Genomic DNA, 13877 nt, shown 5'->3' on the forward strand with positions numbered 1-13877 from the left:
TCTATCCCAAAATGGAATATGAACACAATTCAAATTATTCCTTATTTTTAGTCTATGAAAACATTAAAACGAATCCTACTTGCTCTTGCCATCTTTGGCTTAACCTACTTTGTTTACAACACAAGCCTTAAGCTCCCTGTTGTCACATCCTATGCGGCAAAAGATGTTTGCTCAGGCCTCTTTGTTGCGAACAGAAGTTTGGAGTCTTTAATCAAGAACGATATCAATTACTCCTTTATGAGTAAAACGTCTATTGAAGTTAATGAAGATGAAAAATCGGTAACGGCACGTATTTTCGGGCTTTTCCCCAGGAAAGCAATTTATCGGGGGGCATTGGGCTGTTGTGTCACTGATGGCTACAACGAGAATGAGTTAAAAAAACAAACCTTTAATAAACCAACAATTGAGAATATTCCTTTGGATACAGCCATAAGCAGCTTCAGAAATGAAATCGATTTTGAACTTCTAAACACAGCTCTCGATTCTGTCTTCGAACATGAAGAAAGAACCCGAGGTGTTGTTGTTCTTTACAAGAATAAATTAATTGCTGAGCGGTATGGTAAGGGCTTCAATCAATCAACACCTCTATTGGGTTGGTCGATGAACAAAAGCATTATCAATGCAATGGTTGGCATCATGAAACAACAAAATCGACTTGATCTTTCAGATAAAAACCTATTTAAAGAGTGGGAAATGGATGAAAGAAAAAACATCAGTCTAAATGATCTGATGCACATGAGCAGCGGTTTAGAATGGAACGAAGGCTATGGTGATTTATCTGATGTAACCAAGATGCTCTACAAAACAGGTAGCGCTTCGGATTATGCCATCGCAAAACAATTTTCTGTAAAACCCGATTCCATCTGGCTTTATTCCTCAGGCACTTCAAACATCATCAGTAAATACATCCGTAAAAAAATTAACAACGATAAGGAATATCACAATTTCCCCTATCTTGAATTGTTTAAGAAAATAGGGGCCAGCACTTTTTGTTATGAAACCGATGCTGAAGGAACATTTGTGGGCTCATCTTTTGGTTATGCATGCACTCGCGACTGGGCTAAGTTTGGATTATTGTATTTAAACGATGGAATAGCAAACGGAGAACGCATTTTACCAGAGGGATGGGTCAAATATTCATACACGCCTGCAAAAGCTTCAAATGGCCAGTATGGAGCTCAGTTTTGGCTCAACCCTGATTCTGAAATTGATGAATTCATGTGTATTGGCCATCACGGTCAGATGGTAGCCATTATTCCATCCCAAGACCTGGTTATTGTCCGTTTAGGTTTATCTATCGACAAACATTTCAATACCAATAAATTTATTCAGAATGTCGTGAATTCTATAAAAAAATAGAGCCTATAACCTTCACAATTGTTTGAAGTGTAAAGTGTATGAGTGGATAAAAAGCAAGTAGAAATAAGAAAGGAGATAACAGGATATCCGTACGAATCCAAAACTTTCTATTTACAAAAACAATCCGATCTACATTTAGTGAGATTAATCTATAAATAAACTGAAACGAGAAAAATAAGAAGATCTGTAAAGCATATGGGTTAAACTGATTAGCCAAACTGAATTGTCCTCTCACAAGTGCTGAGAATGCTCTTGAAAGACCTAAAGAAGGACTCGATTGGTGCGTGATATCCGTATAGAAGGACGGGATAAGATGGCTGCCATTCTCGGGCAAAAAAAGACAGGAGTAAATGAACACCAGTCCAATTACTCCTGCAAATATAATATTGATGATTCTATAGGAATCAAAAGTCTTCATTAAAATTATTTTTTCTCGATATGAACTTCAATTTTAGTCGAATCGGCTTGAATATGAATCGTTTTATCAATTTTAAGACTATCCAATTGCATTTCCAGCTGATTCAATTCATCCTGCAAATCGGTATTACAAGAATTCGACTCACGAACCACTTCTTCAATCACCTCTTTAACCACTCCTTCAATCTGCTCATCGTCAAGCGAAGCAATCCCGACGAAAACAAACAACCAAACACAAGCAATTAGAGTACCCAAACCTGAAACCACTAAAGCTGCAATATTGATACCTCTGGCACCGTTGTTATTATTGGCCTGTACAAGCCCTACAATTGATAAGACAATGGCAATGACCCCTGGTCCAATTGCAATTACCCCTACACAAGGTATAAAAGCCATGAACAAACATAAAATTCCAAGAATTAGCCCAGCTACACCGAAGCCCTGTCCTGCATTTGTTTTAATTTTTTCCATATGAATCGTTTTATTTGAGTCGGTTAGAATCCTGATAAAGATAATAAGATTTTCTTGCTCCTAAAACCGTTGTTTATTTCATAATAAAAAAAGACTCTCAATTCCTTGAGAGCCCTTTCACCGTTTCGCTAATTTATTTGAAAATTAATATAAATCAATTTGGTATGGAATTCTAGCCTGAACACCACCCATATTCATAATCTCTTTTGTTTTTTCGTAATACTGGTAGTTCACACCCAACTCACTCTTAAGAATTCGGATCTTCACATTACCGGTTAAATCATCCATAATAGCCTGGAATGGATCCTTTTCTTTAGGCAATGAACTGATTCTGTAATCTTCAATACCCGCCTTTTCTTTTGCTATGGCAATGGCAGTTTCAAGACCTCCTAAAACATCTACCAAACCATTCTTTTGAGCATCTATCGCATTCCACACACGACCTTGTGCCACTTCATGAATCTCTTCAACAGTCTTATGACGACCATTCGCTACACGACTTAAAAATGTATCATAACCATCATTCAAGAACTCCTGCAGAATCATACGTTCTTGCTTATTAAACTTACGAGATGAGAATGGCATAAATGGAATTGGATACCCTCCACCAAAAGAAGAATACTTATGTGTTCCAATAGGATCAGTTGTAATGCCTAACTTATCCTTAATTAACTCCTCACCTGAGAAAAACAAACCATAAATACCAATAGAACCAGTGATCGTATTCGGATCAGCAACAATAGTATCAGCAGCACAAGCAATGTAATAACCACCCGAAGCAGCAACATTACCCATCGAAGCAACAACCGGCTTTTCTTGTCTCGCCAAATCCACCTCTCTCCAGATAATATCAGAAATTAGGGCGCTTCCACCTGGTGAATTAATTCGTAACACAATCGCTTTAATTGTTGAATCTTGTCTTGCTTTACGAATGGTTTGAGCCAATTCAGGTCCAATAGATTTAGAAGATTGTTCAAAACCAATAGCTCCCGTTGCATAAATAACTGCAATCTTATTTTTAGAGAAGGTTCTATTCATTTTTGGTGCCTTGATATATTTCTCGATACCAATTTTGTTTAGTTTTTTCTTCGCTCTGGTACCGGTCAAATCCTTAAGTTTGGTCACCATTTCATCTTCGTAGATAATCCCATCAATAAGCTTATAATCCAAAGCATGCTGAGGTTTACGAACGGCTAATTCATTGGTCAACTTATTAAACGCTTCAACAGTAATATCTCGCTCCTGAGCAATGCCTTCCGCCATCTGATTCCACATTGCATTTGTATAAGCTAAATTCTGCTCACGTGATGCATCACTCATTTTCTCAAGGAAATAAGGCTCTGTAGCCGACTTGTATTTCCCAACTCTTACAACCTGAGCCTCAACACCAATTTTCTTTAGGAAGTTTTTATAAAAAGTCATTTCTCCCCCCATACCTGTAAACCAGATATTAGCAAGTGGATTAAGATAGATACTATCAGAAACAGATGCCAAATAGTAGGCTTTTTGAGAAAACCCCATATTGTTATAGGCAACAATAAACTTACCGGTTGTCTTAAACTCTTTAAGCTTATTACGAATTTCCTGAGCCACCGCATAACCTCCAAAACTTGAAGCAATATCGCTAATGTTCAGATAAATCCCCTTGATTTTATCATCTGTCTTCGCTTTCTCTATACAATCCAATATATCGTTTAGTCCCAGTTTAGGTTCAGATTTCAAACTCATAAAATCAAAACCATCCAACGGATTATCTGAACCTCGATCCATGATCTCTTTATTCAAAGTGATTTCAAGAACAGAATTATTCTTTACGTTAACTGGCTGATCACCACTGGCGATAATTGCTCCAAATATCCCCATCCCAATAAACAGAAGAAGGACACTGCCTATGATAAAAGCCAAAAGAGAGGCTAGAGTAATTTTAAAAAAATTCTTCATACAATAATTAATTTGATCGTTAGTTTTCTTTTCGGTCGATTTCCATGTTAGAAGACCAGGTTCTCATTAAAAAAAGGACTTCTAAGACTCATAACAAATATATCCATTTTGTAAAAGAAGCTAGCCCATAACACTTATTTTTCGATGTATATTTTGCTGAGTAAGATTTCTTTAGTTTTTTTGCCGTTTAAACGGATCATTTATGACTAGAGTATACTTTTTATTAGGAGGAAATATTGGGAATCGCGAAGACTTATTGGCTGAAGCAGTCAGAAAAATGACAAATCATGTTGGACAATTTGTCAATGCCTCATCGCTTTACGAAACGGAACCATGGGGATTTACCCACGAACAAAATTTTCTGAATCAGGTTGTTGTCTTTGATTCGGAATTCTCTGCTCTGGATATACTTGATAAAACTCAAGCTATAGAAAAAGAATTGGGGCGCGTCCGCAAAAAAACACAATATTGCGAACGAACCATTGATATCGACATTCTATTTTATGGTAATGAACAGATTGAAAACGAAAGACTCTCTATTCCTCATCCCCGAATTCAGGAACGTTCTTTTGCACTTCACCCTCTGGCGGAACTTATCCCGGACTTTAAGCATCCCGTATTAAAAAAGAGTATCCAAATCCTTAAAGACGAATGTTCTGACAAACTAAAAGTCAACAAATTCAATTAATTCTGACAGACCTTAGCATAATCCAAGGCATGATTGAATGAGTCAAATATCTGATCTTCTCCAATCTTTGAAATCAGGTCATATCTCTTCATATCCTGTAATACCGACTCATTCACTCCGGAGAGAATGATGGTTACATCAGAATTCTGAAGAGTCTGAATCACCGATTTAAAGTTGTGAAAACCCGTTGCATCAATAAAAGGAACATGACGCATTCGAATCACAATCGTTTTGCTCTTTAAACCAATTTGCTGAATCAGCTGTGCGTATTCCTTAGCCGAAGCAAAAAAGAAGGGACCACTAATTTCATAAACAGAAATATCTTTAGGCAAGTCGCTGTAATCCTCTATCAGGTCGATATTAACATCCTTTTGAATTTGTTCTCCCTTGTCAGCCATCCTTTTCATGAAAAGTACAGCTGATAAAACAACTCCCACTTCAATTGCAATGGTTAAATCAACCAAAACAGTTAGGAAGAAAGTGGATAAAAGAACCAGAATATCAAAACCAGAACTTTTTAGGATAGATCGGAAAACCCGCCACTCGCTCATATTATAAGACACCACAATCAACACCCCGGCCAAACACGACATTGGAATCAACTTTGCCCATTTACCAAAGAAAAGCATAATCAACAATAAAGTCAGAGCATGTACAATCCCTGCGATAGGGGTTCTACCTCCATTCTTTATGTTTGTTGCAGTTCGGGCAATCGCACCTGTAGCAGGAATTCCGCCAAAGAAAGGGGTTACGATATTTGCTATCCCCTGAGCAATTAGTTCGGTGTTCGAGCGATGATTTCCACCAATCATCCCATCTGCAACAACTGCTGATAACAACGACTCAATCGCTCCAAGCAAAGCAATCGTAATCGCAGGAGCAATATATTGTGTCAAGTTTCCCCATTCAATTGCTGGAAAACTAATGCTAATGCTCGTTGGAATTTCTCCAAAGAATGATTCAATTGTTGTAACCGGAAGCTCAAATAACTGAACGGATAAAGTAATAGCAATGATAGCAATGAATGAACCCGGTATTTTACTGGTGATTTTCTTTGAATAAATGGTAATTAATATGGTTGCGACAGTTAATATCAACGCCGTTAGATTTAAACTATCAATATGGGTAAAATACATCTCCCATTTTGCCAGAAAATCAGAAGGCACCTTATCGATATCCAAACCCAAAGCATCCTTTATCTGTGTTGAAAATATGACTAAAGCAATACCTGAAGTAAAACCAACAATCAGCGGATGTGGAAAATATTTAAGGAGTGTCCCCAATTTTAGGCAACCAAATATGACTAAAAGAATACCGGCCATAATGGTCGAAATAATTAATCCACCTATACCATGCGTCTCAACAATCCCATAAACAATGACAATAAATGCACCCGTTGGACCACCAATCTGCACACGACTACCTCCAAAAAACGAAATAATCAATCCCGCCACAATAGCCGTTATCAAACCCTTATCCGGCGATACGCCAGAAGCTACAGCAAAGGCAATTGCAAGTGGAAGCGCGACGATACCCACAACGATTCCAGCCATCACATCATTGGAAAGTTGTTTTCTGTCAAGACCCGCTTTTAAAAGACTAAACAGTTTAGGACTAAATAATTTTGACATTGTGTGTTGATTTAATTTTAGATCGCAAAATTAGTTATAATCAAAACAGATTATTCTACAAACAATATGTTTTATGACTTTAATTCTGAAAAGAGAAGGAATAAAAAAAGCTCCGAATATAAATTCGAAGCTTTAATATTGGTTGTCCCGTAAGGACTCGAACCTTAAATGCCTGGACCAAAACCAGGTGTGTTACCATTACACCACGGGACAATCACTTTGCCTGTCATTTCTGACTAAGACGCTGCAAATATATGTGATTTTTCTTTTCCAGCAAAGACTCTTGCTGGAAAATCATCTTTTTTTTTCAGCATTGTTTTGTATCTTACTGAGACAAAATATTTTCACACCTGCAAAAAAAATAAGCTTCCATTATGGATAACCTCAGTGGAAAATGGCTCTATGAAGAGGATTATAGCTATGGCAAAGCCAAAGGAGAACTCTTTCTCAAGCAAATAGGAAAATTGCTGGTTGGAAAAATTATTTTCATTGAAAATGTCGACACTTCCAACTCAATAATGGTACAAGAATTTCTCGAAGGAGAAATCAATGGGAGTCGGATCATCCTACAGGCGACAGAATACGATATCATTCATTCAGATCACACCATATCCTATGAATTAGACTGCTGGAAAGGAGTCCTCTTAAACGAATATACAATAGAAGGTGAAAGTCTGGATAGTCAGGGGACATACGGTAATTTTACTTTTCAAAAAATCAAATAGAGAGAGGTGCATGTTTCTGAAAAACGAATCCATAAAAAAATGCTATTTTTGCTAAATTATTAAGCTTTACGTTTTTCTGCATTCAATATGCGGATCTTACAAAAACAAGTCCAGAGAAAAAACGATTCAGCTTTTTCCACAAAAACAATAAACCGTGAAAGAAGGATTAGTCATAAAATCAACAGGAAGCTGGTACACCGTTAAAACCAATGATGGTGAGGTTCATAACTGCAGAATCAAAGGTCGCTTTCGTATGGAAGGGATTCGTACAACTAACCCTATTTCAGTAGGCGACATTGTTGAGTTTAATCAAGAAAAAGATGCCAATGTCATTGTAAAAATCAACGACAGAAAAAATTATATTATCCGTAAATCAACTAATCTATCAAAGAGCAGTCAGATTATTGCGGCTAATATTGATCACGCTTTTTTAATTGTTACCGTCAACTATCCACTCACTACAAGTACGTTTATCGACCGTTTTCTCGCTGCAGCTGAAGCCTATGGCATTCCTGTAAATCTGGTTTTTAATAAGATTGATCGTTACAAAAACGGAGACCTGACACAACTGAATGAACTAAAAGACATCTACCAAAGCATTGGCTATAAGTGTTTCGAAGTTTCGGCAAGAACGGGATTAAATATAGATCTTCTTAAGGATGAGATGAAAAATAAAATCAATCTTCTATCCGGACATTCCGGTGTTGGGAAGTCCACCCTGATTAATCTCATTCAGCCTGGCTTAGAACTGAAAACAGGTGAAATATCAGAATCACATGCTTCTGGTAAACACACCACAACATTCTCTGAAATGTTCGAGCTCGATTTTGGTGGATATATTATTGACACACCCGGAATTCGTGGATTTGGAACTTACGATATGAAAAAAGAGGAAATGTTCCATTTCTTCCCTGAAATTTTTAAAATTTCGGAAAAGTGCCAATTCCATAACTGCACGCATATGCACGAACCCAAATGTGCTGTTAAGAGAGCCGTTGAAACGGGTGAAATTGCAGAAAGCCGTTACGACAGCTATTGGGGCATGATGTCTGAAGATGAAGAATTGAAATACAGATAGACTTTAAAGGAAAGCTATTAAACGTTAAAAATTGAAGCACCCACTTTAATCCCTTTGACTTTTAACTTAATCCTTATATATTGAACCTTTATTTCTTTAATCTTAATTTAAAAAATATGCGTTCACACGAAATCGATTATAAAATATATGGTAACGACATTCAATTGGTCGAAATTGAATTGGATCCTAACGAAACCGTAATTGCTGAGGCAGGAGCTATGGCTTATATGGAAGAAGGCATCCAATTTGAAGCCAAGATGGGTGATGGGTCAGAACCAGAAGCAGGTTTGTTTGGCAAATTATTATCTGCTGGTTCCCGTATGATAACCGGGGAATCCCTTTTCTTAACACATTTCACACACAGAGGTTACGGCAAATCTAAAGTTGCATTCTCTGCACCTTATCCTGGTACCATTATGCCTATTGATTTACAACAAGCAGGTGGTACACTAATTGTTCAGAAGGATGGCTTCTTATGTGCTGCTCTTGGAACCAAGGTTAGCATTGCTTTCAATAAAAGACTGGGAGCCACATTCTTTGGAGGTGAAGGATTCATCTTGCAAAAACTACAGGGTGACGGGATGGCCTTTGTTCATGCCGGAGGCACCGTTATCGAAAAACAACTGAATAATGAAACCTTAAGAGTGGATACCGGTTGTGTTGTTGCTTTTGAAGAGGGAATTGATTTCTCAATAGAAAAAGCAGGTGGATTAAAATCGATGGTTTTCGGTGGCGAAGGTTTATTCCTGGCAACACTTCGTGGAACAGGGAAAGTTTACCTGCAATCAATGCCAATCCGAAAACTGATTCAGGCCATTTCACCAATGGGAAGCAATACCGGAAAAGGTGGACGATCATTATTAGGTGAGTTTCTTGAGGGCTAACTCACGCAAGCTAGGACAGACCTAATTAGCCCAAATATTATTATTTCATAATCCCGCTCTTCAATAAATGAAGACGGGACAATTTTTATATAAAAACATGATCACTAAATTATCAGCACAAGATTTTCTTGAAAAAGGAAAAAGCATTCCAATGATAGATGTCAGAACACCTGCTGAGTTTGAACAAGGACACATTCCCGGTGCCATAAACATCCCAATTTTCACCAACGATGAGCGCGCTCAGGTTGGAACAAAGTACAAACGCTCAAGCAAAGATGCAGCTGTACTTCTTGGCTTAGAATTGGTTGGACCCAAACTGTCTGTGTTTGTTCGTAGAGCAAAAAAAATTGCCGTGAATGGCGAAATCCTAATCCATTGCTGGCGTGGTGGCATGCGAAGTGGCAGTATGGCCTGGCTTTTCGAAACAGCAGGTCTAAAGCCGGGTTTATTGGTGGGTGGCTACAAAGCCTATCGTCATTACATCAGAGAATCTTTTTCTCAATCGACTAATTTGGTTGTAATTGGTGGCTATACAGGCAGCGGAAAAACGGAAGTTTTGCATAAACTAAGTGATTTGGGTGAACAGGTTCTCGATCTCGAAGGTGTCGCAAATCATAAAGGATCAGCCTTTGGTGCTTTAGGACAAGCTGATCAGCCAACGACTGAACAATTTGAAAATGATTTGGCTAAAATTTGGTCCGAATTTGATCATACTAAACCTATTTGGACTGAAGATGAAAGTCATTCTGTTGGTTCCGTTTGGATCAACGATGCCCTTTTCAACCAAATGAGAAAAGCGCCCCTCTTAGCCATTATCGTCCCTAAATCGGAACGTATAAAACGTCTTGTTAAAGAATACGCCTGTTTTGATATCGATTTATTAAAACAAATGGTTAAGAAAATAGAAAAACGATTGGGCGGATTAAGAGTTAAACGCGCCTTTGAGAGTTTAGACCAGGAAGATTTTGCAACAGTCGCTGACATCACACTTGATTACTACGATAAAGCCTATGGTCACGGTCTTGATACTCGCCAGACTCAAAAGGTGTATCGAATAGAAATTGAAAAGGATGAACCCGAAGCAAACGCGAAATTCCTAATCAACTACTTAAAAACGATATAAGAATCAAACATGACACTATACGGCAGACACAATAATTAAGACTAATTTCGGTTTTGTATTGTGTCTTTCTTTTTCGCTCCGAGCAAAAAAGAATATCCGAATTGGAAAATAATTCTCATATTTAAATAACATTTATATCTGGATATCAATACGAATACCTTGTTAGCAAATGAAAATTTTTCTCAAAAAACGACAATGGAATATCGGGTTTCTGCTTTTTGCAGGCTTCATTGTTTTGGGCTCTATTTTCTACACCAGCCGTTTGGTAAAGAAGCTTGCTAAAGAAGAAGAGAAAAAAGTTAAATTATGGGCAGATGCTCTCAACAGCCTCAATTCTGACCTGAATCAGGACATTACTCTACTCACTGAAATTTTACAGCAAAACGAAACCACCCCTATCATCTTAACCAATGAAAAAGGTGAAATCATTGAACATCGCAATCTTAAGCTTGCCGATAAAAAATCAGAAAAAGATTTAAAGGAGGCATTGAAAAAAATGAAAAATGGGGGGCTGTTTTTCGAAATTAAGAACGAACATTTTAAACAAACCCTGTATTACGATGATTCCCTTCTTTTAAAACAACTTGCTCTCTACCCCTTTATTCAGCTTGGCTTAATCACTTTTCTGGTCCTTTTAGCGTATCTCGTTTTTACCATCACAAAGAAAGCTGAACAAGATCAGGTTTGGGTTGGTATGTCAAAGGAAACGGCTCATCAACTGGGAACACCAATTAGTTCATTGCTGGCATGGATGGAGCTACTAAAGGATTCTGATATTGACAAAAGTTTGACTCAGGAGATGGGCAAAGATGTGGAACGACTTGAAGTCATTGCCGAACGATTTTCAAAAATAGGTTCCAAACCGATTCTTCTTTCTCATGATCTCAAACAAATATTAGAGGATAGCATTGCCTATCTTAAAAAGAGATCATCCAACAAAATTGAATTCTCAGTGAATATTGATGAGAATATTAAAAGCAAACCAAACCTAAATAAGGAACTGTTTTCGTGGGTCATTGAAAACACCACTAAAAATGCGATTGATGCCATGAGTGGTGAAGGGCGTTTGAGTTTTAATCTTAAACAATTGCCTCCCCATTTGTGCTTAGATATATGTGATACGGGGAAAGGTATCCCCAAAAAACAGTTTCAAACCATCTTCAAACCCGGTTATACAACAAAAAAACGTGGCTGGGGCTTAGGGCTTTCACTTGCCAAACGCATTATTGAAGAATATCATGGTGGAAAAATATACGTATATCGTTCTGAACTGGGCAAAGGCAGCTGCATTCGGATACTATTGCCTACAAATTAGAGCTTTTGACTATTAAAACTTCTCAAAAAGTTTTTGTATCAGTATTTTCTGCCTATTTTTGCACCCCATTTGAGCGAGAAGTAGCCTCTTTTTATGGCTTTTAATATCGTTCAAATGACTAAAATAAATCCATTAAACTGAACACTAAGCCCTTTCGGCTTAATATCTTTAGTCAAAAAACCGATTTTTTTGAGAAAAAAGATGAGTGAGTTTGAGGATAGATATTAGAAATTATATACTTTTGCAAAGTTTTATTTGAGCATTTTGGATTATTTAGCAAAATACACGATTCCTTACAAAGGATTAAAAGACGGCAGTCATGAATTTGAATTCACTGCTGACAGCAAATTCTTTGAGCATTTTCAGTTTGAGAATGATTTTCAGGGTGATGTTTCTGTAAAAGCAACGCTTTTAAAGAAAACCCTTGTTATGACGCTTGACCTTGAGATTGCAGGAGAGATTCAAGTGAATTGTGATCGTTGTTTAGATTGTTTCCCATATCAGGTTGAGGGTGCTTCCACTCTTTACATTAAATTTGGTGACACTCATGAAGAGCTGGATGATGACGTTGTTGTTGTTCCTGAATCAGAAAACGAAATTAAAATTGCTCAATACATTTACGAGTTAATCTTGTTGAGTTTCCCTATCAACTTCATCCATCCGGATGACGAAGATGGTTTCAGCACTTGCAACGAAGAAATGATTGAAAAACTAAACGAACACTCGGAAAAAGAGGAAACGGATCCGAGATGGAGTGAATTAAAAAAATTGATTGATAATAAATAGTTTAATAGGTTGAAAAATGGCACATCCAAAACACAGAACATCGAAGCAGAGAAGAAATAAGAGAAGAACTCATATTAAAGCGACTCCTGCTACTTTAGCATCTTGCTCAAATTGTGGAGCTACTGCTAAATACCACACTGTTTGCCCTGAGTGCGGATACTATAGAGGCAAATTAGCGATTGAAAAAGAAGTTACAGCATAACCTAATTCTTTCGGATAAGGTTTAACGCAATAGTAAATTTGCTCCTTAGACTATTCTTTGGGGCAATTTTGCTTATTAGTATTTTTGTGTTTAATTCTTTTATCCCCTATGATTGTGAGCTTTGCATTTGATAGTCATTTTGATTATTATTGTAGGCTAATTTGATCAAAAGAATAATAAGTAAGCATAGTAATGACAAAAATAAACGCAGTAATTACGGGAGTTGGGGCTTATCTTCCTGACTATATTCTTACCAATCAAGAACTGAGCACCATGGTTGATACAACCGATGAGTGGATCATGACCCGAATTGGTATTAAAGAAAGAAGAATTCTTAAGGGTGAAGGCCTGGGTTCTTCTGAATTGGGGGCTAAAGCAGTTGCAGAATTGCTTAAGAAAACCAATACTTCTCCTGAAGAGGTTGATTTGGTGATTTGCGCTACCGTAACACCAGATATGCAATTCCCTGCTACAGCAAACATTATTAGCGACAAATTAGACATAAACAATGCTTTCAGTTTCGACTTGAATGCAGGTTGTTCTGGTTTTCTTTTTGCTTTAGCTACAGGTTCTAAATACATCCAATCCGGTATGTATAAGAAAGTGATCATTGTTGGATCTGAAAAGATGTCTTCAATAGTTGATTATACCGATCGTCAGACTTGTCCGATTTTTGGTGACGGTGCAGCTGCGGTTCTTCTTGAACCAACAACTGAGAACGTTGGTATTATTGACGAGATGTTGCATACTCAAGGTTTTGGTCGCAAACACTTGCACCAAAAAGCCGGTGGTTCATGCAAACCAGCTAGTCACGAAACAGTAGATAATCGCGAGCATTTCATCTACCAGGAAGGTAACCACGTATTCAAACACGCGGTATCAAACATGGCGGATGTTTCTGTTGAAATGATGGAAAAACACAACATGACTGCCAACGATTTGGCATGGTTGGTTCCTCATCAGGCAAACAATCGTATTATCGAAGCCACTGCCAAGCGTATGGGCTTAGCTAAGGAGAAAGTGATGATCAATATTGAAAAATATGGCAACACAACTTCAGCAACAATTCCATTGTGTTTATGGGAATGGGAAAACCAACTGAAAAAAGGCGACAACATTATCCTATCAGGATTTGGTGCCGGTTTTACATGGGGTTCAATCTTCATTAAATGGGGATACGATCCTAAATAAACCCAATCTATACCATATACAAAAAGGACTTCCAAACAGGAAGTCCTTTTTTTATACAATCAAGTC

The 13877-nt window shown here is 37.5% G+C and carries 14 protein-coding genes and 1 tRNA gene; 10 read left to right on the forward strand and 5 right to left on the reverse strand.

The features are described from left to right. Window positions 1-54 precede the first annotated feature (54 nt). Window positions 55-1359 (forward strand): serine hydrolase domain-containing protein, encoded by a 1305-nt coding sequence (locus tag EV201_RS09935; protein ID WP_130307417.1) that lies wholly within the window; start codon window positions 55-57, stop codon window positions 1357-1359. On the opposite strand, the gene EV201_RS09940 is transcribed toward EV201_RS09935, so the two are convergent. From EV201_RS09940 to sppA, 3 genes are all read right to left on the reverse strand, one after another. Continuing rightward, the gene (locus EV201_RS09940; RefSeq protein ID WP_130307418.1) at window positions 1346-1777 is read right to left on the reverse strand and encodes a DUF2752 domain-containing protein; all 432 of its coding nucleotides are present in this window, start codon (window positions 1775-1777) and stop codon (window positions 1346-1348) included. The genes EV201_RS09935 and EV201_RS09940 overlap by 14 nt on opposite strands. Window positions 1778-1782: 5 nt before the next feature. After that, window positions 1783-2247 (reverse strand): DUF4190 domain-containing protein, encoded by a 465-nt coding sequence (locus EV201_RS09945; protein ID WP_130307419.1) that lies wholly within the window; start codon window positions 2245-2247, stop codon window positions 1783-1785. A gap of 144 nt (window positions 2248-2391) precedes the next feature. Next, entirely contained in the window at window positions 2392-4188 is a 1797-nt protein-coding gene (gene sppA / locus EV201_RS09950; protein WP_130307420.1) for a signal peptide peptidase SppA, read from the reverse strand. A gap of 202 nt (window positions 4189-4390) precedes the next feature. On the opposite strand from sppA, the gene folK reads away from it, so the two are divergent. Further along, entirely contained in the window at window positions 4391-4876 is a 486-nt protein-coding gene (gene folK, locus EV201_RS09955; protein WP_130307421.1) for a 2-amino-4-hydroxy-6-hydroxymethyldihydropteridine diphosphokinase, read from the forward strand. Here folK and EV201_RS09960 read toward each other — a convergent pair. Together EV201_RS09960 and EV201_RS09965 are read right to left on the reverse strand one after the other, a co-directional pair. Further along, complete coding sequence (locus EV201_RS09960; protein WP_130307422.1) at window positions 4873-6507, reverse strand: SulP family inorganic anion transporter; 1635 nt, start codon at window positions 6505-6507, stop codon at window positions 4873-4875. The genes folK and EV201_RS09960 overlap by 4 nt on opposite strands. A 139-nt stretch (window positions 6508-6646) precedes the next feature. Continuing rightward, window positions 6647-6720: transfer RNA gene (locus EV201_RS09965), tRNA-Gln, on the reverse strand. Window positions 6721-6881: 161 nt separating this feature from the next. On the opposite strand from EV201_RS09965, the gene EV201_RS09970 reads away from it, so the two are divergent. From EV201_RS09970 to EV201_RS10005, 8 genes are all read left to right on the forward strand, one after another. Further along, entirely contained in the window at window positions 6882-7232 is a 351-nt protein-coding gene (locus tag EV201_RS09970; protein WP_130307423.1) for a hypothetical protein, read from the forward strand. Window positions 7233-7386: 154 nt separating this feature from the next. After that, window positions 7387-8310 carry a ribosome small subunit-dependent GTPase A gene (rsgA, locus tag EV201_RS09975; protein WP_130307424.1) on the forward strand — a complete coding sequence of 308 codons (924 nt, stop codon included), beginning with the start codon at window positions 7387-7389 and terminating at the stop codon, window positions 8308-8310. Window positions 8311-8426: 116 nt separating this feature from the next. Beyond that, window positions 8427-9194, forward strand: a complete 768-nt coding sequence (locus EV201_RS09980; RefSeq protein ID WP_130307425.1) for a TIGR00266 family protein — start codon at window positions 8427-8429, stop codon at window positions 9192-9194. A gap of 97 nt (window positions 9195-9291) precedes the next feature. After that, window positions 9292-10317: a tRNA 2-selenouridine(34) synthase MnmH gene (gene mnmH / locus EV201_RS09985; protein WP_130307426.1), complete on the forward strand. Its 1026-nt coding sequence runs from the start codon at window positions 9292-9294 to the stop codon at window positions 10315-10317. Between the two features lie 169 nt (window positions 10318-10486). After that, on the forward strand, window positions 10487-11632 hold the full coding sequence (locus tag EV201_RS09990) for a sensor histidine kinase (protein ID WP_130307427.1): 1146 nt from the start codon (window positions 10487-10489) through the stop codon (window positions 11630-11632). A gap of 264 nt (window positions 11633-11896) precedes the next feature. Then, window positions 11897-12418, forward strand: a complete 522-nt coding sequence (locus tag EV201_RS09995) for a YceD family protein (RefSeq protein WP_130307428.1) — start codon at window positions 11897-11899, stop codon at window positions 12416-12418. Between the two features lie 16 nt (window positions 12419-12434). After that, the gene (rpmF, locus tag EV201_RS10000; RefSeq protein WP_129254103.1) at window positions 12435-12620 is read left to right on the forward strand and encodes a 50S ribosomal protein L32; all 186 of its coding nucleotides are present in this window, start codon (window positions 12435-12437) and stop codon (window positions 12618-12620) included. Window positions 12621-12812: 192 nt separating this feature from the next. Then, entirely contained in the window at window positions 12813-13811 is a 999-nt protein-coding gene (locus EV201_RS10005; protein ID WP_130307429.1) for a beta-ketoacyl-ACP synthase III, read from the forward strand. Window positions 13812-13877: the final 66 nt, after the last annotated feature.

Origin of the sequence: Ancylomarina subtilis, assembly GCF_004217115.1 — a bacterium.
GTDB classification, from domain to species: Bacteria; Bacteroidota; Bacteroidia; order Bacteroidales; family Marinifilaceae; genus Ancylomarina; species Ancylomarina subtilis.